This is a genomic window from Kitasatospora acidiphila (genome assembly GCF_006636205.1).
Classification (GTDB): Bacteria; Actinomycetota; Actinomycetes; order Streptomycetales; family Streptomycetaceae; genus Kitasatospora; species Kitasatospora acidiphila.
In genome coordinates, this window is the sequence record NZ_VIGB01000003.1 from 6897851 (window position 1) to 6919355 (window position 21505).

The 21505-nt window shown below is 71.1% G+C and carries 21 protein-coding genes and 1 pseudogene; 16 read left to right on the forward strand and 6 right to left on the reverse strand.

Annotated features, from left to right (window positions below):
* Positions 1–106: 106 nt before the first annotated feature.
* A complete protein-coding gene (locus E6W39_RS32685; RefSeq protein WP_407658520.1) occupies positions 107–949 on the forward strand; it encodes an RNA methyltransferase in 843 nt (280 codons plus the stop codon).
* A gap of 87 nt (positions 950–1036) precedes the next feature.
* Here the strand turns inward: E6W39_RS32685 and E6W39_RS32690 are convergent, their stop codons facing one another.
* Positions 1037–2251 (reverse strand): S1 family peptidase, encoded by a 1215-nt coding sequence (locus tag E6W39_RS32690; protein WP_141636558.1) that lies wholly within the window; start codon positions 2249–2251, stop codon positions 1037–1039.
* Between the two features lie 587 nt (positions 2252–2838).
* Between E6W39_RS32690 and E6W39_RS32695 the strand changes: the two are divergent.
* Positions 2839–3560, forward strand: a pseudogene (locus E6W39_RS32695) (class I SAM-dependent methyltransferase).
* On the opposite strand, the gene E6W39_RS32700 reads toward E6W39_RS32695, so the two are convergent.
* Positions 3557–4183: a TetR/AcrR family transcriptional regulator gene (locus E6W39_RS32700; protein WP_141636559.1), complete on the reverse strand. Its 627-nt coding sequence runs from the start codon at positions 4181–4183 to the stop codon at positions 3557–3559. The pseudogene E6W39_RS32695 and the gene E6W39_RS32700 overlap by 4 nt on opposite strands.
* A gap of 234 nt (positions 4184–4417) precedes the next feature.
* Between E6W39_RS32700 and E6W39_RS32705 the strand changes: the two genes are divergently transcribed.
* The gene (locus E6W39_RS32705) at positions 4418–5149 is read left to right on the forward strand and encodes an SDR family oxidoreductase (protein WP_220140292.1); all 732 of its coding nucleotides are present in this window, start codon (positions 4418–4420) and stop codon (positions 5147–5149) included.
* 150 nt (positions 5150–5299) lie between these two features.
* Entirely contained in the window at positions 5300–5875 is a 576-nt protein-coding gene (locus E6W39_RS32710; RefSeq protein ID WP_141636560.1) for a hypothetical protein, read from the forward strand.
* 134 nt (positions 5876–6009) lie between these two features.
* On the opposite strand, the gene E6W39_RS32715 is transcribed toward E6W39_RS32710, so the two are convergent.
* Positions 6010–7533 carry a hypothetical protein gene (locus E6W39_RS32715; protein WP_141636561.1) on the reverse strand — a complete coding sequence of 508 codons (1524 nt, stop codon included), beginning with the start codon at positions 7531–7533 and terminating at the stop codon, positions 6010–6012.
* Between the two features lie 252 nt (positions 7534–7785).
* On the opposite strand from E6W39_RS32715, the gene E6W39_RS32720 reads away from it, so the two are divergent.
* From E6W39_RS32720 to E6W39_RS32740, 5 genes are all read left to right on the forward strand, one after another.
* On the forward strand, positions 7786–8430 hold the full coding sequence (locus E6W39_RS32720) for a TetR/AcrR family transcriptional regulator (RefSeq protein WP_181799547.1): 645 nt from the start codon (positions 7786–7788) through the stop codon (positions 8428–8430).
* 46 nt (positions 8431–8476) lie between these two features.
* The gene (locus E6W39_RS32725) at positions 8477–8860 is read left to right on the forward strand and encodes a VOC family protein (RefSeq protein WP_141636562.1); all 384 of its coding nucleotides are present in this window, start codon (positions 8477–8479) and stop codon (positions 8858–8860) included.
* Between the two features lie 155 nt (positions 8861–9015).
* Positions 9016–9666: an HAD family hydrolase gene (locus E6W39_RS32730; protein WP_141636563.1), complete on the forward strand. Its 651-nt coding sequence runs from the start codon at positions 9016–9018 to the stop codon at positions 9664–9666.
* On the forward strand, positions 9666–10340 hold the full coding sequence (locus E6W39_RS32735) for a TlpA family protein disulfide reductase (protein ID WP_228718452.1): 675 nt from the start codon (positions 9666–9668) through the stop codon (positions 10338–10340). Before E6W39_RS32730 ends, E6W39_RS32735 begins: the two co-directional genes overlap by 1 nt.
* A 118-nt stretch (positions 10341–10458) precedes the next feature.
* Positions 10459–11088, forward strand: coding sequence for a class I SAM-dependent methyltransferase (locus tag E6W39_RS32740; RefSeq protein WP_141636564.1), 630 nt, complete (start codon positions 10459–10461; stop codon positions 11086–11088).
* Positions 11089–11144: 56 nt separating this feature from the next.
* On the opposite strand, the gene E6W39_RS32745 is transcribed toward E6W39_RS32740, so the two are convergent.
* Complete coding sequence (locus E6W39_RS32745; RefSeq protein ID WP_141636565.1) at positions 11145–12335, reverse strand: alpha/beta hydrolase family protein; 1191 nt, start codon at positions 12333–12335, stop codon at positions 11145–11147.
* Between the two features lie 399 nt (positions 12336–12734).
* On the opposite strand from E6W39_RS32745, the gene E6W39_RS32750 reads away from it, so the two are divergent.
* On the forward strand, positions 12735–13265 hold the full coding sequence (locus E6W39_RS32750) for a DUF6232 family protein (protein ID WP_141636566.1): 531 nt from the start codon (positions 12735–12737) through the stop codon (positions 13263–13265).
* Positions 13262–13639: a hypothetical protein gene (locus E6W39_RS32755; RefSeq protein WP_141636567.1), complete on the forward strand. Its 378-nt coding sequence runs from the start codon at positions 13262–13264 to the stop codon at positions 13637–13639. The genes E6W39_RS32750 and E6W39_RS32755 overlap by 4 nt, the downstream gene beginning before the upstream one ends.
* A 245-nt stretch (positions 13640–13884) precedes the next feature.
* On the opposite strand, the gene E6W39_RS32760 is transcribed toward E6W39_RS32755, so the two are convergent.
* The gene (locus E6W39_RS32760) at positions 13885–14745 is read right to left on the reverse strand and encodes a hypothetical protein (RefSeq protein ID WP_181799548.1); all 861 of its coding nucleotides are present in this window, start codon (positions 14743–14745) and stop codon (positions 13885–13887) included.
* Here E6W39_RS32760 and E6W39_RS39930 point away from each other — a divergent pair.
* Positions 14731–15006, forward strand: coding sequence for a hypothetical protein (locus E6W39_RS39930; protein WP_181799549.1), 276 nt, complete (start codon positions 14731–14733; stop codon positions 15004–15006). The genes E6W39_RS32760 and E6W39_RS39930 overlap by 15 nt on opposite strands.
* Before the next feature lie 279 nt (positions 15007–15285).
* Here E6W39_RS39930 and E6W39_RS32765 read toward each other — a convergent pair whose 3' ends face one another.
* Complete coding sequence (locus tag E6W39_RS32765) at positions 15286–16641, reverse strand: lytic transglycosylase domain-containing protein (RefSeq protein WP_228718454.1); 1356 nt, start codon at positions 16639–16641, stop codon at positions 15286–15288.
* A 221-nt stretch (positions 16642–16862) separates the two neighbouring features.
* Between E6W39_RS32765 and lnt the strand changes: the two genes are divergently transcribed.
* The 4 genes from lnt (at position 16863) to E6W39_RS32785 (ending at position 21502) form a co-directional block, all read left to right on the forward strand.
* On the forward strand, positions 16863–18515 hold the full coding sequence (lnt, locus tag E6W39_RS32770; protein WP_141636569.1) for an apolipoprotein N-acyltransferase: 1653 nt from the start codon (positions 16863–16865) through the stop codon (positions 18513–18515).
* 157 nt (positions 18516–18672) lie between these two features.
* Entirely contained in the window at positions 18673–19611 is a 939-nt protein-coding gene (locus E6W39_RS32775; RefSeq protein ID WP_141636570.1) for a DMT family transporter, read from the forward strand.
* A 305-nt stretch (positions 19612–19916) separates the two neighbouring features.
* Positions 19917–20240, forward strand: coding sequence for a type VII secretion target (locus tag E6W39_RS32780; RefSeq protein ID WP_181799550.1), 324 nt, complete (start codon positions 19917–19919; stop codon positions 20238–20240).
* Positions 20241–20242: 2 nt separating this feature from the next.
* A complete protein-coding gene (locus E6W39_RS32785) occupies positions 20243–21502 on the forward strand; it encodes an amidase domain-containing protein (protein ID WP_141636572.1) in 1260 nt (419 codons plus the stop codon).
* Positions 21503–21505 lie beyond the last annotated feature (3 nt).

Here is a 21505-nt window from a genome sequence, read left to right on the forward strand (position 1 = left end):
AAGGGGGTGGACCCGGGCAGCCTATCGCCCGGCCGGAATCCATGGCGGGCTGCGTATAGTTGCCCAGGTCACAGTTATCGCCGCGCGAAACACCAGGTGCCTGCCCGTGTTGAGGATCAGCTCCCGCAATGCCCGCTTCCAGCAGTGGCAGTCGCTGCTGACCAACCGGAACAAGCGGCAGCGCGCCCACGAGTTCCTGGTCCAGGGCGTGCGGCCGATCTCGCTGGCCGTCGAGTACGGCTGGCCGATCCACGCCCTGATCCACGACGCCGACCGCAAGCCCTCCGAGTGGGCGGCCAACCTGCTGCGCACCGTGCCGGGGGCCGAGCGGATCGCCATGGCCCCCGATCTCATGGCCGAGCTGGGGGAGAAGAACGAGGCCGCGCCCGAACTGATCGCCGTGGTCGAGCTGCCCGCCGACGACCTGGCCCGGATCCCGGTCTCCCACGACTTCCTGGGCGTCCTCTTCGACCGCCCCACCAGCCCCGGCAACATCGGCAGCATCATCCGCTCCGCCGATGCCTTCGGCGCCCACGGCGTGCTGGTGAGCGGCCACGCGGCCGACGTCTACGACACCAAGTCGGTGCGGGCCAGCACCGGTTCGCTCTTCGCCCTGCCCGCCGTGCGGGTGCCGTCGCCGCGCGAGGTGATGGACTGGGTGACCGCCGAGCGTGCGGCCGGGCACCCGATCGTGCTGGTCGGCACCGACGAGCACGGCGACTGCGACGTCTTCGACTTCGACTTCACCCAGCCCACCCTGCTGCTGGTCGGCAATGAGACGGTCGGCCTCAGCAACGCCTGGCGCGAGCTGTGCGACTACACGGTGGCCATCCCGATGAGCGGGTCGGCGAGCTCGCTGAACGCGGCCAACGCGGCGACGGCGGTGCTGTACGAAGCGTCCCGGCAGCGGCTGGCGGCGAAGCGGGCGGCGCGCACCGAGCGGACCTGAAAGGTCTCCGCGACGGCTTGATCGGCAGATTCCGCCTCGCCCGGGGGCGGGTGGCAGCAGCGCAGCCACCCGCCCCCACGGCTTTCATCAGCCGGTGTTGATGGTCCAGCCCTTGTCGTGGAGGATGATGCCGATCGGCACGTAGTAGACCCCGTGGAAGCACCAGGGCTTCCGCTGCCAGGCATCCGCCGTGGTGAAACCGCCGCAGTCCATGGTGTTGTCGAGAGCGGTGATCACCCCGCGAGCCTGGTCCTTGGTCCAGCCGTTCGACCCCGTGAACACCGGGCCGCCACTGTCGCCGTTGCCCGCGGCTATGCCGTTGGAGTAGGCGAAGTCCACATCCGGCCTGGTGATGCCGTTCTCACCGGTCACGCTGATGTCCGTCTGCCGGATGGAGAGTCCGCAGTGGGCGCCGGAGTTGGCACCGGACGTGCACACCTGGTCGCCGACGTTGTTGCTCCCCCAGCCCGAAACAGGCTTCGAGTAGCCGTTCGTGGCGTTCCACGGTCCGTCGTAGACGCGATTCCCGGAGGGGCTGTTGCCGGGGTCCAGACCGGTGACGTCGTCGGTGGCCGACTCGTTCTCGCTCTTGGCGGTGCCGACGAACGCCTGGCTGCCACCCCAGGTGTAGAAGTTGCCCTTGTCACCGCAGTGGTAGGCGGTGGTGATGAGCTTCTTCCCGTCCGACTTCCTCGTGACCGCGAAGCCGGTCGAGCAGATCGTGCCGGCGAACGTCTTCAGGCCGGCGCCGCCCTGCCACGGAGCCGCGTCAGCCTCACGGGTCGCCGAGGCGTCGATGCTCAGCAGCTGGTACCGGACGTGCGTGTCGACACCGGTGATGCCTTCCGTCGTCGCCTGGACCTCGCGCGTCTTGTCCTGCCGTGTGGCGGAGGACAACGCATCACGCGCATCGAACTTGCCCTGGCCGCGGTCCTCGTCATAGGTCACGTCGAGCCCGCTGCCGTCAACCGCGGGGGCGATGCTGGTTATTCGGGTGGCGGCCGGGGTCACCTTCGACGCCAGGTCGTTCTGCTTCCCGTTCGGCATGAGCTTGTCCCGGGCGGCGTGGAGTTCCGCCTTCGAGTACTTGGCCGGCACTACCTCCGCAGAAATGCCGGTCGGGAGCTTCGCCAGAACTGCCGCCACCGGGGCCGGGACCGCGCCCTTCCAGTGGAGGCGAATGTGCATGTGGGCGGGGTCGACCTCCACCTCGGTGAAGCCCGGTATCTGGGCCCGGTCCGATTCGGACCGTCCGCCGGTGATCTGGTCGACGACCTTGTCGAGCTTCTCCTGGTTGCTCATCAGCTGAGCGTCCTGCAGGGTCACTCCGCGTGCGGGGCTGCCGCTCTGATCATCCGTGAACCCTGTCGCTCCGGCGGGGGAACTCGACGGGGACGCGTCGGCGAGAGCCGGCGACAGGATCGGGGCAGCGGTGAGAATTGCGATGGCGAGAGCCAGTTGTGTCCGGCGCCGTGAAGCTCCGTGATTCATGATTTCCTCCCCAGGCGAACCGTGTCGATTCCATGAAGGAGTCGAGTGGGTGCGACGTTACCAACTGCAATGGAGTGACGACACATTGGGCTCCAAGGTTGCAGGGGCGGCGGCGGAAGCGGAGACGGATGGGGCGACAGGCCGGTTCGAGCGGGCCCTGGTGGGATCGGCGCGCACGGCGGGAAAGTTTTCCGGGACCACCTGATCGGCAGGCTCCGCCGTCGTCCGGAAACAGCCCGTGCGGGGTCTTGAGTCGGGTGCGGCAGGGCGTACAAGCGGACCCTGGAGGGGGAGTCGATCGGCTCCGCCAGAGCCCCGCAGCGCCCCCACTCCGGCCCCCGGCACCCCCGCTGACCAGCACTAAGCTCCAAAGCGCCGACATCGCGAGGAGTTTGCTGATGAACCGTCAGATACGCACCGTCGAGGACGTCCTGATTCTGCTCGACGGCCTCTTCACCCCCGACGCCGACCGCTGGACCCCCAAGGGCGCCGACTGGTGGGACCGCTTCTACGCCGACCGCGACCGGGGCGTCCCGTTCTTCGTCGACAAGCCCGACGAGAGCCTGGTCGGCCACCTGGAGCGCGGCCTGCTCACCGGCGGCCGCGCCCTCGACCTCGGCTGCGGGCCCGGCCGCAACGCCCTCCACCTGGCCGCCCACGGCTACGAGGTGGACGCCGTCGACCTCTCCCCAGCCGCCCTGGCCTGGGCCGAGGACCGCGCCGCCGACCACGCCACCCCGCCCCGCTTCCACCAGGGCGACATCTTCACCGTCGACCTCCCGCACGAGCAGTACGACCTGATCTACGACTCCGGCTGCCTGCACCACCTCCCGCCGCACCGCCGGATCTCCTACCTGGCCCTGCTCGCCCGCCGCCTCGCCCCGGCGGCCACTTCGCCCTCACCGCCTTCGCCACCGGCCACGGCTGTGAGCTCTCCGACGCCGAGTTCTACCGCCGGGGCCGGCTGGAGGGCGGACTCGCCTACACCGCAGACGACTTGCGCCACCTCTTCGCCGACCTGGAGGAGGTCGAGATCCGCCCGATGCGCGAGCAGCCGGCCGAGTCCCCGCTGTTCGGGGTGGACTTCCTGCTGACCGGCCTGTTCCGCCGGGTGCGCTAGTCGGCGTCCGCAGGCCCTGAAGGGAGCCGGCCGGCCTGCCCCGCGGCCGCCAGCAGGGTGGCGGTGAGGCGCTCGGCGGTCGGGGCGTCCAGCGGGCCGTGGCCCAGTACGAAGCGGTACCAGAAGAGGCCGTAGACCTGATCGACCATGAGGTCGAGGTCCGCGCCCGTGGCCAGCTCGCCACGGGCGCGGCCGCGCTCCAGGAGGGCATGGAGGACGGCGCGGCGGGTGGCGGTGTAGCGCTGCAGCAGGTCCGCGAGGTGCGGATCGCGGGCCGACTCGCGCAGCAGCGCTCGCAGGACTGCGCTGGTGGGGTCCTGCTGGGCGGCCTCGAAGGTGGTGGCGACGAAGGAGCGCAGCTCGTCGTGGAGGGTGCCGGCGTCGGGGACGGTGACGTCCTGGCCGGCCCGGTCGATCAGGGCGTCCAGCAGGACGGCGCCCTTGGAGGGCCACCAGCGGTAGACGGTCTGCTTGCCGACGCCGGCCGCGCGGGCGATCGCGTCGATGGTGACCGAGGCGCCGTCGGCGGCCCCGGCCAGGCGCAGCGCCGCGTCGAGGATCGCTTGGCGCGCCGCCTCGTTGCGGCGGCGGCCGGTGTGCGGGCGGGGCTCCGGTGTGTCCATGGGTGGGTCCCTTCTGTCGGTGGCTCGGTGGCTCGGTGGCTCGGTGACTCGCTGGCTTGCGGTGGCTCGGTTGTTCGGTCGCTCGGTGGCTCGGTTGTTCGCTGGCTCGCCGTGGCTCGGTATCTCGGTGGCTCGGTATGGCGGCGGCTCGGCGTCGAGCAGCTTGACAAGACTATAGGTCTCGACAATCATCATTGCCGGGACCAACGGTCTCGACAATTGGGAGGGAACACGATGAGCACTTTCACCGGTCAGCGCGTGGTCGTCATGGGTGGCAGCTCCGGGATCGGGGAGGCGGCCGCAGCGGGCTTCGCCGCCGACGGCGCCGAGGTCGTGATCACCGGGCGCAACCAGCAGCGGCTGCAGGAGGCGGTGGCCCGGATCGGCCACGGTGCCACCGGGCGGGCCGTGGACGCGGTGGACCAGGCTGCGGTGGCGGCCCTCTTCGCCGAACTGGGCGCGGTGGACCACCTGGTGCTGTCGGTCAGCGGTTCGGCGGGCGGCGGTGCCTTCGCCGACCTCGACCTGGCCGAGCTGGCTCGGGGCTTCGACGGCAAGTTCTGGCCGCAGATCCGCTCATTGCAGGCCGCGGTGCCGCACCTGCGCAAGGACGGCTCCGTCACCTTCATCACCGCGGGCTCCTCCCGCTCGGCCTTCCCCGGTACGGCCGGCCTGGCCGCGATCAACGGTGCGCTGGACGCGATGGTCCCGCCCCTGGCCGTGGAGCTGGCACCGCTGCGGGTGAACGCGGTCTCCCCGGGTGTGATCGACACTCCTTGGTGGGACCGGGTGCCCCAGGAGCAGCGCGAGCAGCTCTTCCAGGGGCTCGCCGCCGCCACCCCCGTCGGCCGCGTCGGCCGGCCCCAGGACGTCGCCCAGGCGATCCACATGCTGGCTGCCAACGGCTTCATCACGGGCATCGTGATCGACTGCAACGGCGGCAGCAGTCTGGCGACCGGACGCTGAACCGGCCTCCTCCGGCCTCGTCCGAGCCCGCCGTTCGGCTGGGCCGGGACGCCCATCCACCGCCACCCCCGAACTCCTGTGCTTCATTGACGGCGGGAGGTGTGTCAGGGAACCTTGACGCACATTCCGACTGTGGAAGGGGGCGGCACAGTGGTCTGGGGCGATGAGACCGGCCGTCATGAGGGCTATCTGGCAGCGGTGTTGGCGGACGGCAGCGAGCCGGGGCCGATCGCCGACGGGCGCACCACCTGGTGGCTGTACAACGGTGCGGACGGTCCGCGGGCCGTCGCGGTCCGGGGCGCCTGCAGCTGCGGCTGGCGCGGCACCGACACGCATCCGATCGACTTCGGCAACGACGAGAAGACCGAGGGGACCGGCCGCCGCACCGGCCCGTACGCGGACTGGGAGTACCACATCGACCAGGCCGAGGGCGGGATCCCGCGCGACGTCGAGCAGTTGCTCGCCACCCTGGCGCAGCGCGTCGAGCAACTCTCCACGGCGGGCCAGTCGATGGCGGCGCTGCGGATCACGGCCCAGATGGAGCAGGCCAGTTCGCGCTGCACCTTGGACGCGGTCCGCCTCGCCCGCGCCAACCTCCTCTCCTGGCAGGCGATCGGCAAGTCGCTCGGCTGCAGCCGGCAGGCCGCCCATGAGCGGTTCTCCCGCCGCCTCGGATCCCTTGAGGCCATGCCGGACCCGGAGGACTTCGAGGACTGCGACGACTGAGGGCTGACGACTGAGGGCTGAGGGCTGAGGGCTGAGGACTACCGAGGACTGAGGTCCACCGAGGCGACAACGCACAACCGGGCCCTGGATGATGTCCAGGGCCCGGCCACGGCATTTACCGACTAGCAGTCAGATCAGTTGTGCTGCCCGGCAGTCGGCGCGGCGTTCGGGGTGGAGACCGTCACGATGGGCCACTCGTTCTGGTAGACCTTGAACGGCAGGTCCTTCTCCAGGAGCGGGGTGCCGAGAATGGCGATGCGGGCCAGCACCGCCCCGTTGACGTCGAGTCCGGCGTAGAGGCCGGCCTTGCCGGTGAGGGTGGGCTTGCCGGCGCTGGAGTCGATGGTGACGCTGCCGTTCACCGCCGCGCGCAGGTAGGGCTCGATGGTCGCCTTCACGCCCACCGTGTCGTACAGCGCCACCGAGCCGTCGGCCACCAGGCCGGCCCGGACATTGGCGTTGCCCGCGAACGCGGCCTTGACCGGGGAGACTTCGGTCTTGACCGGCTCGGTGGCGGAGGTCCAGCCGGCGCCCTTGGCGTAGTCGGCGTGGATGCCCCAGTCGCCGTCGACGCTCTGCCCGAGGTCGACGGTGACGGTGCCGTCGGCGGACACCTCGGCGTAGACGGTCAGGTTGAGGACGATCACCACCGGCACCGCGCCGACCATGACGGTGGGGGTGGCGGTGAGGTTGGCGATCGGGATCTTCACCGGGCCGGTGGCGGCGCTGAGCGCGCCGCTGACATGCCAGTTGGCGTGCGCGCCGAGCTCGAAGCCGACCTTGGCCTGGTCGGTGCTGAGGATGCCGTTGGTGCCGTGGTAGCTGAAGTCGACGCTCGGGTCGAGGGCGATCGAGCCCGAGAGGTTGATGGAGCCGCCGCCGGGCAGCGGGACGCTGTCGTTGGCGTCGAGCTGCAGCACGGCCGAGGCGGAGCCGCTGCCGCCGTCGGGCTTCGGCACGTAGGAGGCCTTGACGTCCTTGAGCTGCGGGGTGACCTGGATCTGGTGCGGGTCGAGGGCGGTGCTGATCGCGGCCTTGGCCTGGCCCAGCAGCTCGGAGATGGTGGCGGGCCGGGTGGCGGCCTCCACCTTGCCGTCGCCGGTCGGCTTGACGTCCGTGACGGCGAGCAGCGCGCCGTGCGGGGCGGCCGCCGTGGGCGGGCTGTCGATGATCTGGCCGGGCTTGACCGCTGCCGTGGCGGCGGCCGAGGCCGACGGGCTCGGGGTGCTGCCGGAGCTGGTGACGGCGGCGAGGACGACCGTGCCGGTCTGCTTGTTGTAGGCGTCCAGCTTGAGCGCGGAGCCGCCCGTCGCGACGGGCTTGCCCGAAGGGGACGGGTCGGCCGAGGCGCTCTTCGCGGGCGTGCCGGCGGCGACCGCACGGGACGGGGCCGACGGCGTGGACGCGGCCGGGGTGGCCGGCGACGACGTGGCCGGGTCGGCCGAGGTGGTCGTGGCGGCAGTCGGGTCGACCAGGGTCACGTCCGACGGGCCGGTGATGGCGGACAGCGTGGTGGCGGTCGAGCCGGCCGCGGCCTGGGCGGCGGCCCCGCTGGTGGGGCCGGCGGGCTGGCCGGTCGACGCGGTCGGGTCGCAGGCGCTCAGCGAGAGCACCACGGATGCGGCGAGCGCGGGCAGGGCGATGGTGCGCATGTGCATGCGGAGGGTCACCTTCGGCGTAAGAACAAAGCAGGGAAGAAGAACCGATTCGGCAACCTGGCTCGGGGGTTGGTGGTGGCCGAAACCCGCCGTCGGCCGCCAAGCACACGCCACCAGGCCCGTTGTAAAACTAGAGCCAGTAGTTTTGCCTAAGCGAGAACGTACACTAGCCCGAACCCACAGCTCAAACCCGGGGGAACAGCGCGATCTGACGGGGCGACGAAGTCAGAAGCCGAACGAGAGGACGGGCCGATGGGCAGACCGCCCAGACCGCTGGTGACCAAGGAGCGGATCATGCGGACGGCACTCGCCCTGGTCGACGACGAGGGTCCTGAGGCCCTGTCGACCACCCGGATCGCCGCCCGGCTCGGCGTCAAGGGCCCCTCGCTCTACAACCACATCTCCGGGCGCGACGAGATCCTCGACGGGATCAGCGAGCTCATCGTCGCCGAGATGGACCTCGATCTGAGCATCCGCCCCTGGACCACCGCGCTGGTCACCTGGGCGCGCCGCTACCGTGCCGTCCTCGCCACCCACCCGCACGCCGTGCCGCTGTTCCGCACCCGGCCGGCGCGGTCACCCTCGGCCCTGCACATCTACGCTGAGGCCTTCGCCACCCTGCGCGCGGCCGGCTGGCCCGAGGACCACCTGCTCGCGGTCGTGCACTCGATCGAGAACCTGATCATCGGCTCGCTGCCCGTGCTGACCGCACCGCAGCACCTCCCGCTGCCCGCCGAGGAGTTGCCGCCCGGCCTCGGCCCCCTCCTCGACCCGCCCCCCGACCAGCAGGCCCGCACCTTCGAACTCGGCCTGTCCGCCCTGCTCCGCGGCTTCGAACACACCCTGAAGCGCCTGGACGGCGCTGCCGGGGTCGAACTCCTCGTGCGCCAGGGATAGTTCGGCCGACGATCAGCTCCCGGGCCGGCCACCTATACTGACGGGCATGGCATGCCGCATCAGTGAGCTGGTCATCGACTGCGCCGACCCCGAGCGGCTCGCCGCGTTCTGGAGCGAAGTCCTCGGCTACGTCGAGCTCGACCGGGAGGACGACGGAAGCATCGAGATCGGGCCGCCCGACACCGGCTTCGGCGGCCCCCAGCCCACCCTCATCCTCAGCCCCAGCAGCGACCCTCGGGCCGGGAAGCTGCGGCTGCACATCGACGTCAACGCCACCGACCGCGACCAGGGCGCCGAGTTGGAGCGGCTGCTCGCCCTCGGCGCCAAGCCCGTCGACGTCGGCCAGACCGGCACCGAGAACTGGCACGTCCTGGCCGACCCGGAAGGCAACGAGTTCTGCCTCCTGCACGCCCGGCTCCTGCCCGTCTGAGGCGACGAGCAGACGAGCATCCGGGTCACGCCCGCTGCCTGCGCGGGGCACTGTCCCAGCGCTGATCGTGGCCGTCGCAGGATTTTCGGACAATGGCCACGCGCGGTTCGCCCCGGTCACGGTAGGGCGGCGAACCGAGCGGGAAGACAGCCCTCATGACCTCGCAGACCCCCGACCGTGAGTACCGCGCGCTCATCCTCGACTTCGGGGGTGTGCTGACCGACAACGCCAGCCTGGCGATCCGCGAATGGTGCGTCAGTGAAGGGCTGGACCAGGAGGCCTGGCGCCGAACCCTCGGCCAGAATCCGGATGTTGGCGCCTGGTACCGGCAGCTGGAGCGCGGCACGATGAGCCAGGCCGAGTGGAACCGGCGCACCGCGCCGATCCTCGGCGTCGCCCAACACGAGAACCTGATGGGCCGCGCCTGGGCCGGAGTGAAGCCCTCCACCGGCATGGTCGCCTTGGCGAAGGCCGCACGGGCGGCCGGATACCGGCTCGCGATGCTGTCCAACTCCTTCGGCCTCGACCCCTACGACCCGTACGCGGCCTGCGGCGTATGGGAGTTGTTCGACGTCACGGTGGTCTCCGAACTCGAGGGCATGGCCAAGCCCGACCCGGAGATCTACCAACTCGCCCTGGACCGCCTCGACCTGCCGGGCGAGGCCTGCATCTTCGTCGACGACTATCCGGGCAACCTCCCACCCGCCGAGGCACTGGGCATCACCACCGTGCTGGCCGCCAAGCCCCACCAGGGGACCGTCAGCCGGCTCGGCGCACTGCTGGGACTGGACGCCGCGCTGGCGTGATGTCCGCGGAGGTGCACAACACCCCACCCACTGCCAGGCGTTCGGGTGCTTTGTGCAAAACTCTTCGCATGGATGGCACGAAGCGCTCTCGGATCCTCCTCGCCGCAGCGGCCACCGGCGTCGCGTGTGCTCTCGCGGGCTGCTCCTCGCCCGGATCACCCGCCGGCGGCGGAAACCAGGGCGGCTTCGTCTCCGCCAAGGGCAGTGCCATCGCGACCGTCCCGCTCGGCCAACGCAAGGACGCCCCGGCCATATCCGGCAGCACTCTTGACGGTCCATCGGTCAGCATGGCCGATTACCGGGGCAAGGTGGTCGTCCTGAACATCTGGGGTTCCTGGTGCGACCCCTGCCGCGGTGAGGCCAAGGGCCTGGAGTCACTGTGGGAGAAGTACCGGAGCCAGGGCGTCCAGTTCCTCGGCATCAACACCCGCGACACCAGCCCGGCCAACGCGGTCGCATTCGAGAAGGACAAGGGCGTCACCTTCCCGAGCATCTACGATCCGGATGGCATCCAGATCCTCAAGTTCCCCAAGGGCAGCCTCAATCCGCAGTTCATCCCGACCACACTCGTGGTGGACCGTGACGGAAAACTGGCCGCCCGGGTATTCGGCGGCCAAACCGCCGACACCATCGAGTCGATGCTCCGGCCCGTTCTCACGGAGAAAGGCCAATAGCGCCGGCCGCGCCCATCCACCTGCGGCAACAGGGGTTCAATCCGCTCCCGGGCCGCGTCCGCCGCCTCGCCTCGACCTGCCACGAGATCAATTATCAGACCGGCTTAGAGTCCTTCCTGTGGCGGATCATCAGGATGAGACCAGGGCGGCCTATGACGGGGTCGTCGAGCTGTACGCGTCGCTGTTCGCAGACCGGCTGGAGAAGCAGCCGTTCGGCCGGGCCATGATCGGCACCTTCGCCGAACTGGTGCGCGCGACGGGCAACCCGCGGGCAGCGGACGTCGGATGCGGGCCTGGACATCTGACGGCCATGCTGCACGAACTGGGCCTGGACGCCTTCGGACTCGACCTCTCCCCGGGCATGGTCGACCACGCCCGGCGGGCCCATCCGGCGCTGCGCTTCCAGGAGGCGCGGATGGAGTCCCTGCCGGTCGAGGACGGCGCGCTCGGCGGCGTACTGGCCCACTACTCGATGATCCACACCCCGCCGGGGGAACTGCCGGAGCTGCTCGCCGAGCAGGGGCGCGTCCTGGCGCCGGGCGGTCTGCTCCTGGTCTCCTTCTTCGGGACCGACGGACCGGAACCGGTCCGCTTCGACCACAAGGTGACGCCTGCCTACAGCTGGCCGGTGGACCGCCTCGCCGAACTGCTGGCCGGCGCCGGGCTCGTTCCCTTCGCCCGGCTGCTCCACGACCCGGCCTCCGAACGCGGCTTCGTCGACGCCCACCTGCTGGCCCGCCGTTCGTAGGTCCTGGCCGACCATGCCCGCCGGGCGGTCGACGCACCCCCAGGCGGCCGGCGCGGTCACGGGTGCTGGAAGTCGACCTCCGGGTAGGTCTGCGACGGTCCGTCGAGCAGGGGCTGCGGGGTGCCCTTCAGCTGCTGGTCGAAGAAGGCCGCGACGTAGGTGTGGGTGATCTCCAGGGCTCGGAGCGCGGAGATCGAGCCGTTGGCGCCGGGGATGCCGGCCTCCGTGGCGAGGAGGGGTACGTCGGTGAAGCTGACGTGGGTGGTGCCGGCGATGGTCAGCCAGCGCTTCCAGCCGTCCAGTTGCGGCCAGGCGACACTCCAACTGTGTTCGTCGCCGCCCACGTCGTGGTTGACCGGGTTGCCCAGCAGCAGGAACGGGCGACCGTTGAGGCCGGTGGGCGGTATCGAGGTGTCGATGCTCCCGTCCAGGTCGATCCCGGCCCGCACCCGCTGGTCGGCCACCATGGTGGGGACGGCGGCCGCGCCGCCGATGGAGTGGCCGGCCATGCCGATCCGCTTCGGGTCGATCATGTGCGCGTACGGCCAGGCCGGGTGGCGGCCGACCAGTTGGTCAAGCACGAACGAGACGTCCTCGGCCCGGCTCGACTCGATCGCGGCGGGGTCGTTGGTGGGATGGGTGCAGAGCTCGCAGCCGAGTGTCTGCCCGTCGGGGAAGGTCGTCCCGGAGTCCTCGTAGGTGTGGTCGACGAGGGCGACGACGTAGCCGCGGCTGGCCAGGTCCACGGCCAGACCGGTGAGGGTGGCGCGCGGCAGCTTGAAGCCGGGGGAGAGCACGACCAGGGGGTACTTTCCTTGCTCGGGGCGGGCGTTGTCGTAGGCGTAGGTGCGGGTGTCGACCAGTTCCCGGGCCGGGACGGCGCTGTCGGGAATGTCCTCCATGGCCAGGAACAGCCGGGCCTCCTCGGTGGTCATGTAGGGGGCGGGTTCGCCGCTGTGCGGCCGGGCGGGGTAGTACATCGACACCATCAACTGCCGCGGGCCCGCGGCCGGTACCCAGGGGTCCTGGCGGTGCTCGTCGACGAGGTGCAGGGTGCTGCGGCCGACCGCGTGCGGGCCCGTCGGGCGGGGGAGTTGCAGCTGGACGCTGGACCCGGCAGGGGCCGTCGAGGGGGTGGCAGCGGAGGTCTCGGGGGCGGCGGCGAACGCCGTTCCCGCCGCGGCGACCGGCAGCGGGAGGAGGAGCGCGATCACGGCGGTCGCGGCAGTGCGACGGATTCGAGTCATGATGTGAACGCTAGGGCGGGGAGCGGATTCTGACGTCACCTCAGAGTCGCACAGCGACCCTAGGGAACACGGGATCGGCAGCGGCTGCGGCCCTTAGGGGGCCACTTCTGTTCGTCGATTTCTTTGATCCGCAGCCCACTTGCGTCTCGGCGGATACTGCTGGTTAATGGTCGTCACACACTCGGCCCGCGCCCGGAATCCCGTCGTCCTGCCGCGCCGCACGGCGCCCGCGCCAGGTTGAGCTGTGACCGACAGCCTTGGGGGGCGCCGATGCAACCGACCGATCCGTCGGAACCGGCCGGGGACGGGCCCGCCGCGCCTGGCCCGCGGCCCCCGTCATCGGCCGCACCGCCGATTCCGCCCAAGCCCTGGTTCGCCCCGCACACGCTGAATGTCGCGGTGACCAGGCGCATCCTCTGGATCGGGAACGCGGCCTACCCGCTCGCGGGAATCACCCGGGTCAGCGTCACCGTGATCGTGCCGGCCTACGGCGAGGCGATGCGGCGATTCATGAAGTTCGCGGGGCGCCTCCTGCTCTCCGGGTTCGGCCTCGCCGCGGCGGTGGCCGTCGTGGACCTGGCGAGCCCGAGCCGCTCCAGTGACGACCCGGGACGGCCCGTAGGGTGGATCATCGGTGTGTCCCTGATCCTGCTGGTGCTCTACTTCCTCCTCGACACGTTGCCGGTTCTGCTCAGACGCACGCTCTACGCACTGGCCGTCGACACGGCGGGACCGCCGACCGCGCTGGTCGCCTGGAAGAAGGCGGAGCCCGCGTTCGACTTGGCGCAGGCGATCATCGACGCGATCGAGAACCCGCAGACGGAGTTCCGGCAGTTCATCCACAACACCGTGGTGGACCTGCGGCAGTACCAGTACGGCGACAACGTCAACATCTATGGCGGCCAGGGGAATACGGGGATCATCAAATGAGCAGCGACAACCGCGACGACGGCCCGCGCGTCCACTACGGCGACCAGGTCAGCATCCACGGTGGCAGCAAGCACATCGGCATCCAGCACAACCACGGGCGGGGCGGCGATGAGGGGATGCCGCCCGAGATCGCTGCCATGTTCGCCCAACTCGCCACCCTGGTCACCCAGCTGGCCGCCGACTCCCGGGTCGGCGACGAGGACCGGCAGAGCCTGACCGAGACCCTGCCCGTACTCAGCCAGCCCGCCAGGGCCGAGCGCCGCCACTGGCGCAACACCCTCTACCTGTTGACCAACCTGGCCCGCGACATCGGCGATGCCGCCGCTCCCATGCTGGGCCTGGCCACCCAGCTGATCTCACTGATCCGCGCCTGAGACCGGGCTGCCGCACGGCAGTTCGCCGCTGCGCTCCAGTGCCGGCGCCCGTGTGCTCCAGCCCCAGTGCCGGCTCCAGTGCCAGTGCCGGCGCCGGCGCCGGCGCCAGCGCCCGTGCCTGGCTCCAGCGCCAGTACGAGTCTGCAAGGCGTTGCCAAACGCCGGCGGGGCGGGCCCGAAGGCCCGCCCCGCCGTTGTCAGTTGTGGACCGGTAGCGGCCGGCTAGCGGCCGCTACCAAGCCGGGTCAGTGCAGGATCGCGTGCGAGATGGCGCAGCTGTTGGTGTCGTTGGACCAGCTGGCCTGCTCGGCGTAGGTGCCGAAGGTGCCGAACTTGACGTTGGCGGCGCCGCCCGTGGTGCCGGGGGAGAGCCAGGCGCACTCGTCGGAGTTCTCCTGGCCGTAGTAGGAGCTGCTGCTCTGGTTGTTGGTCCAGCCACCGGCCGGGTTCTGGTCGGACATCATCTCGTGCCACTCGTGGCCGAGGGTCATCGTCCAACCGTCAAGGGTTCCGGGGGAGTTGACGAAGCCGACGCCGCAGCCCGCGCCCGAGTCCATGTTGTAGGGCTGGTTGCTGAACGCGATGTCGCCGTAGGGCGAGTTGACCGCGCCGCCGGTGAGCGTGGTGTCACCGGTGTAGTCGTGCCAGGCGCAGTACTGGCCCTGGTAGCTGTCCGGGTTGGTGCCGTGCGGCGACATGATCACGTAGTAGGCGTCGCGGTTGGCCGCGGCGGTGGTGTTGCCGAAGTGGGAGGCGGCCTTGACGGCCTCCTGGCCCAGCGCGTGGCCCGAAGCGGCGGACGGCGACTTGGCCGAGTTGTCGTACCAGACGCCGGCCAGCACGCCACCGGACTGGTACGGGATGAAGTTGGCGTTCGACGGGCAACTGGTCGCGCCGGCCGAGACGTTCGGGCCGTCACACCACTGGGTCAGGTCGGCCGACCAGGTCTCGCCGCCGGTGCCGATGCCCTTGAACATCTGCTGGGCCGCGCCGGCTCCGCCCTTGCTGTCGTTGGTGAACTTGGCGTTGCCGTTGGAGTCGGTGCTCTTGGTGCCCCACTGGCTGCCGTAGAAGACCAGGTAAACCTTGGAGTGGCCGCTCTGCACGCCGATGCCGTCGATGCCGCCGCCGTAGGACAGCGTCTGGGACCGGTCGCCGCCGTCGCCGTCTTCGCCGCGTTGGCGTGGCCGAGCGTGGGGAACTCACCGTGCCGGGTGTGCTGGCCGGCCGAGCTCGCCTGCGAGGCGTCCTGCGGGGTGCTCGCCGAGGCCGGGGCCTGGGCCGCGATGAAGGCGGCACCGGTGATCATGGTGAGCGAGGCGATTCCGGCAAGGAGCTTGTGGCTCGCACGGCGCTGCTGGGGGTGACCCATGGAATGGTGTCCTCTCTGCGTTGCGCTGACTCTGGGGGAGTCGGCGCAGTCGGCCAGCGTGATCCCCCGTGCGGCTGTCACAGGCGCACGGGGGATCACCAACCGGCGTGGGGGAAAACGTGCTTGAGGAAGTTCACGGTGGATCAGACGAGCGGTGCACCACTTGGCCTCAGGTAGAGAACCAGACTTGTTCAGACCAGGTCAATGCCTTGTACGAAAGACGGAGGCGCCATTACGCATTGCGTTCGCGCCTTCACTGAATCCCACCAAGCACCTAACGAAGCGACGGGCTCTCCTTGGCAGTTGGCGTCGCCGGGTTTGCCGAGCCCGTGACCTGGGAGTGCGACGCCGACGGGCTCGGCGCGGCCGGCGAGCCGCTGGGCGACGGGGAGTCGCAGCCCGGTGCGGGGGAGCCCGAGGGCGGCGCGGACGGGCCGGTCGCACTGGGCGAGGGCGACGGCGTGCCGGTCGGGGTGGCGGACGGGGACGGCGTGGTCGTCGGGGAGGGCGTGGCCGTCGGGGACGGCGTACCGGTCGGCGAGGGCGTGCCGGTCGGCGTGGCCGAGGTGCTCGCCGTGGGCGACGGGCAGCCGGTTGGCGTCGGCGTCGGCGTCGGCGCCGGAGTGGAGGGCGACGGCGAGGCGGCCGTCGGGCTCGCGAACGGCGAAGGGGTGGCGGTGGCCGTGGGCTTCGGCTTGGGCGTGGCCGGCGGAGTGGCGAACGGCGAAGGGCTGGCCGTCGGCGTCGGCGTCGGCGCCGGAGTGGAAGGCGACGGCGACGCCCCGACCACCGGGCCGGGTACGACCGGTGACACCGGTCCGGTCGGCAGCAGCACCGGGCCGGGCAGCGCGGGGCTGTCCGGGCTCGTCGAGACGCCCGTCTGGAAGAACGTCATCCAGGACTTGACGGTGCGAAGGTAGTCGTCGGAGTGGTTGTAGCCGAGGACGGCCTGGTCGAGCTGGGCCGGCACGGCCAGGTCGCGCCCGTCCGCGCACAGGTACCGGCCGGCGGCCAGCGCCGCGTCCCAGATGTTGTTGGGGTCCGCCACACCGTCACCGTTGCCGTCGGCACCCCAGGTCGCCCAGGTGGAGGGGATGAACTGCATCGGCCCGACGGCCTGCGCCCACACCGTGCTCTCGCCGTACTTGCCGCCGTCGCTGTCGGGGATCGCGGCGTTGCCGCCGGTGCCGTCGAGCAGCGGGCCCAGGATCGGCGTGTAGGTGGTGCCGTTGGCGTCGACCCGGCCGCCGTCGGCCTGCCCGGACTCCACCTGGCCGATGCCGGCCAGCAGTTGCCAGGGCAGGTGGCAGTCGGGGGACGAAAGGGCGAGGGACGCCTCGGCCTTGTGGTAGGCGGCGAACACGGTCGCCGGGAGTTGGGCCCCGCCCACGACCGGGACCACCGGCTGCACCGGGCCGGGGCTCGGCGCGCTGCCGGCCGGAGTCGGAGCCGGAGCCGGCGGCTGGGGCAGGCTGCGGTGCGCACCACCGTCCAGCGCCTGCCCGGGTGGCAGGGCCACCGCGCCCACCGGGGATTCGGCACCCAGCGGCGGCGGCGGCGCCGCGGCCAAGGGTGCCGTGGGTGCGGCTACTGCGGCGAAGGTGACGACCGCCCCCGCTGCCCGTAGCACGCGCTTCCGTATCCGCCCAGCCATTCGGTAGTTCCCCTCTCGACGATCACGCGGTCTGTACATGGACGAACCAACGGCACATCAGGTTCCACCCTAGGCGGGCACGGCGACGGCGAGGGCGCCATTGCGCATCCTCGTCCCGGACCGGCACCGCCGGTGAGCTGCTGAGCGGCCCCGGCCTTACGGGGAGGTAAATAAGATTTGGATGCTACTTTCTGCGGATGCTCTTGGATGCCCGTCAGGCTGGCCCCGCTACGGCGGGAGCGCACCCGGACCGCCGCCTTCGCACCCGGTGGGCGCTGGCGACCGCCGTCGTCGGCGGCGCGCTGCTGTTCTGCGCGTTCCCCCCGATCAACGCGTGGCCGCTCGCCCCGGTCGGTGTCGCCCTGCTGGTCGTGGCGGTGGCGGGGCAGCGGATGCGCACGGCCGCAGGCATCGCCCTCGTCTTCTCGCTGGTCTTCTTCGGCCTGCTGGTCCGCTGGCTGTCCGGCAACATCGGCCTGCTGCCCTGGGTGGCGCTGAGCGTCGCCGAGTCGCTGCTGCTGGCCGCGATGACCGCGCCGCTGCCGCTGCTGCTGCGGCTGCGCGGCCGGGTACCGCTGATCGCCCTGTGGTGGACGGCGACCGAGGCGGTGCGCAGCCGCCTGCCGCTCGGCGGGTTCCCGTGGGGGCGGCTGGCGTTCAGTCAGGCCGACTCGCCCGCGCTGGGGTGGGCCCGGGTGGCCGGGGCGCCGGCCGTCACGTTCGTCGTCGCGCTCGTGGGCGCCGCGCTCGCCGGGCTGGTGCTGGCGCCGCCCACGACCCGGCGGCGGCTGTTCGCCGCCGGCTGGTGCCTCGTCGCTCTCGCGGTGTCGCCCGCGATCCCGCTGCCGAGCGCGACCGCCGGCAGTTCGACGGCAGCGGACAAGACCGCGGCCGGCAACTCGAACGCGGCAGACAAGTCCACTGCGGTGCTCTCCCTGGTGCAGGGCAACGTGCCGCGTGAGCGCTCGCTCGCCGAGCAGGCCCGCATCCAGCAGGTGACGAGCAACCACGCCGACGCGACCCTGAAGCTGGCCCAGGACATCCACACCGGCAAGGTCCCGCAGCCGGATCTGGTGCTCTGGCCGGAGAACTCCACCGACTCCGAGCCGCGCACCGACCCGGCCCTGAGCTTCCTGATCGACAAGTCGGTGGCCGCCGTCAACCGGCCGATCCTGGTGGGGGCCATCCTCGACGGCCCGCAGGACCAGACCTACAACGCCGGCCTGCTCTGGGACCCGCTCAACGGCCCCGGCCCCTGGTACGCCAAGCGCCAACTGGTCCCGTTCGGCGAGTACATCCCGCTGCGCAGCCTGTTCGGCGGCCTCGGCGACCTGCAGCTGATCCCGCGCAACTTCACCCCGGGCAGCCAGACGGTCATCTTCAACACCGGCAACATCCACCTGAGCGACGTGATCTGCTACGAGATCGGCTACGACGGGCTGGTCCGGGACGGCGTGCGAGCCGGTGCCAACCTGCTGGTCGAGCAGACCAACGACGCCGCCTTCACCCGCGACGGCAGCCCCGACGAGACCGACCAGCAACTCGCGATGGCCAGGCTGCGCGCCGTCGAGCACAACCGCTCGGTCGCCGTGGTCTCCACCACCGGTGTCAGCGCGGTGATCCGGCCGGACGGCACGGTCGCCGCCCAGACCGGGCTGTGGCAGCAGCAGGCCCTCACCGAGCGCGTGCCGCTGCGGACCGGCCTCACCCTGGCCGACCGGGTCGGCGCCTGGCCGGAGGCGGGGGCGCTCGCCGCGACCGTCACCGCCCTCGCGTGGGCTGGCTACCGCAGCCGTAAGGGCCGCCGCAGCACGGCAGCGGGCTCGGCCGAGGCCGGCGCGCAGGGGTAGGGTGGAACGCATGCCGACGAGTCTTGTCCTCCCACCGCCAGCCGCCTGAGCGGGCGGCCAGGCCACGGATGACGTGAACCCCCGGGTGTCCCGGGGCGGTCGGTGCTGCCCGCAGACGAGAGCACGCGACCATTTCTCGTCCCTGTGGGAGACCTCCTTGTCTGCGACACCCCTGTCGGCTCCGCGTACCCTCACCGTCGGGCGCGGCGTTTGCTACCTGCTCGTCTCCGCCACCTCCTGGGGCACCGCCGGTGCCGCCGCCGCGCTGCTCTACGGGCGCAGCGGCCTGGGCCCGGTGGCGCTCACCTTCTGGCGCTCGGCGGGCGGGGTGGCACTGCTGCTGCTCGCCTGCGCGGTGCGCGGACGGCGGCTGCCGAAGCGGCCACCGTTCAGCCAACTATCCATCAACGGACTTGGATTGACGCTCTTTCAGATCGCCTACTTCGAGGCCGTGGCCGGCACGGGGCTTGCCGTCGCCACCGTGGTGACGCTGGGCGCGGCGCCGGTCCTGGTGGCCCTCGGGGCCCGGGTACTGCTGCGGGAGCGGCTGGGCCTGGCCGGGGCGACGGCGGTGGCCGGGGCGGTCACCGGCCTGGCGGTACTGATGCTGGGCGGCGCGGGCAGCGGGGCGGTGCGGCCGGGCGGGGTCGCCTGGTCGCTGGCCTCGGCCGCCGGGTACGCCTGCATGACGCTGTACGGGCGGCGGTCGGCGCAACGCGGCGTCACCGCCGACCCGTTGGCCAGCACGCTCTACTCCTTCCTGGTCTGCGCGGTGCTGCTGCTCCCGTTCGCGGCCGGCAGCGGACTGCTGCCGCAGGCCGAGGGGTTGGGCCGGACGGTGCTGCTGCTGGTCTACATCGCCGCCGTGCCGACCGCGCTCGGCTACGGCCTGTACTTCGCGGGCATGGCCGTGGTCCGCGCCACGACGGCGTCGGTGATCGCGTTGATCGAACCGGTGAGCGCGGCAGTGATCGCCGTGGCGCTGCTCGGTGAGCACCTGGCGCCGGCCACGGTGGCCGGGACCGGGGTGCTGCTGCTGTCGGTTACGGGGCTGGCGCTCGCGGAGGCACGCCAGGCCGGCGACGGCCGGGCGTAGCACGGGGGTTGTGCCCCGGCGGGCCCGCCGGGGCGCCGTGCTGCCGGGGCGCCGTGCCGCCGGCCCGCCGTGCCGCCGGGGCGCAACCCCGACAGGACTTGCTCGTGGACGGCGGACGATCTGATTTTTGAAATGGGCCGCGGTGCAGGGCTTTGAGTCTCGGATGGATAGTCGGGATGCGCCTCTGGATGGTCGGGATACGCCTCGTGAATGCCGCCGCCCCCCTCCACGACCTGTCACAATGGGTTGCAGCGGCCCTGGGAGGAGATCCGACCTCCAGGGCGACGGGGAAAGCATGGGGATACATGAGCGACATCAGCGTTCACCCGGGTACGCTGCGGACTTCGGCAGACAACCTGCAGACCACGGCCGGACAGGTCGGGCCGGCCGCCGGGCACTGGCTCGACGCCAGTTCGACCGCCGCGGCCTCCATGGCCGGCTGGCAGTCCGGACCCGCGCTCAAAGCCTGCGCGGACAATTGGCAGACGCACATCAAGTCGATCGTCGACCAACTTCATACCTATGCCGGACAGTTGCGTGATTCGGCGCAGTCCTACGACGCGGCCGAGCAGGAGGCCAACCGTCGCATCGCCGAGGCTCTGACCGACCTGAATTCGACGGAGAGCTGATCGTGGACATCGCAACTCTCAAGGCCGCCAACAGCGGTGACGTCGATGCCGCCGCCGGCGGCTGGATGTCCCTCTCCAAGGAGTGCTGGCAGGCCGTCAACGACATCCACGACAACGGTGTCGACCCGCTCAAGGCGAACTGGAAGGACCGCGTCGGCGCCGCCGCCGGTCAGAAGCTCGAGGAGCAGGCCCGCGCCCTGGAGGCCGGTGCCGACATCATGCGCGGTGTCGCCATGGTTCTCGACGGTCTCGGCGCCGAGATCAACCGGGCCCAGCAGCTGCTGAACTCCGCGCTCTCCATGGCCAACGGCTACGGGCTGACCGTCGACGAGGCGTCCGGAACGGTCCACGCGGCCTCCGGCGGCGCGGACTCCTCCCTGGACTCCGTCGTCCAGGAGGTCAACGCCATGGTGCAGGAGGCGCTGCGCGAGGCCACCCAGGCCGACCAGCAGGCGGCCGCCGAACTCCAGAAGCTCGGCAACGCCACCTGCGAGACCGACCCGGACAAGGCGCTGAACGACCTCCAGAACGAGGCCTCCCAGGTTGAGATCAACGAGTACAAGGGCGGCATCCCCGACGGCCAGGACCCGCGCCTGGTCGCCGACTGGTGGAAGGCCCTGCCCGACGACCAGCGCCAGCAGCTGATGCTCTCCAACCCGGTGGAGCTGGCCAACCTCCCCGGCATCCCCGACGACGTGAAGCTGCAGCTGCGCGGTGGCCCCGACGCCAAGTACGACCGGGTCAAGATGGTGCAGTGGGCGCTCGACCACTGGAACGACCACAGCGTCGACAGGTTCGACGACAACTGCACCGACTTCGCCTCCGAGGCGCTGCTCCAAGGCGGCCTCAAGCCCAAGTGGGACTCCTGGTGGGGCTGGCGCGGTGACGACACCTGGGGCCGCAGCGACGACCCGGGCAGCGACTGGCTCTCCCAGCGGACCGACTACTCGAAGAGCTGGGCCGGTGCGCAGAACATGCACGACTTCATGATGCGCCACGGCAGTCAGGAGATCCCGCCGGACCAGGTGAAGCCCGGCGACCTCGTCTACTACGAGGAGGACTCCAGCCAGGACTCGCAGGACGGCAAGGGCGTCATCCACCACACGGCGGTCGTCACGGCCGTGACCCCGGACGGCGACATCCGCTACACCCAGCACAGCGGCGACCAGCGGGACGTCAGCATCGGTGGTCGCATGGACGCCTTCCAGGAGGGGCGCGGCCACCAGAAGCTGCACTTCGTGCGCGTGAATCCGGACTGGTGAGAG